The sequence below is a fragment of the Geobacillus sp. WSUCF1 genome, assembly GCF_000422025.1.
Taxonomy (GTDB): Bacteria; Bacillota; Bacilli; order Bacillales; family Anoxybacillaceae; genus Geobacillus; species Geobacillus zalihae.
Genome location: NZ_ATCO01000296.1, coordinates 1 through 247, shown reverse-complemented (window position 1 = coordinate 247; position 247 = coordinate 1). Strand labels below are relative to the sequence as shown.

Sequence of the window (247 nt, the reverse complement as noted above, 5' to 3'; positions counted from 1 at the left end):
AAAAATGTCGATCTGTCCGTCCAAATCGTCCCACAGCTCCGGACCGAGCGTCTTGTAATACGTCCTTGGGTTAGCCGGGTTTTGGAACTGCTGGGGGCAATAGGCCCCTGGAATCGTGCGGGCGAGCTCCTCCGCTTTGCGGATGGCCCCTTCCATTCCCTCTTCAGTCGGTGTATGAACGATTTGCGCCCCGAGCGCCTTCATCAGCTGTTGTTTTTCGATGCTGAATTTTTCCGGCACACAAAAA

The 247-nt window shown here is 54.7% G+C and carries 1 protein-coding gene; it reads right to left on the bottom strand.

Features of this window, described 5'->3' with window-relative positions; translation table 11 throughout:
- Window positions 1-247 (bottom strand): pyridoxal-phosphate dependent enzyme (locus I656_RS0117290; RefSeq protein WP_033007026.1); only part of this gene is annotated, 247 nt, incomplete at both ends.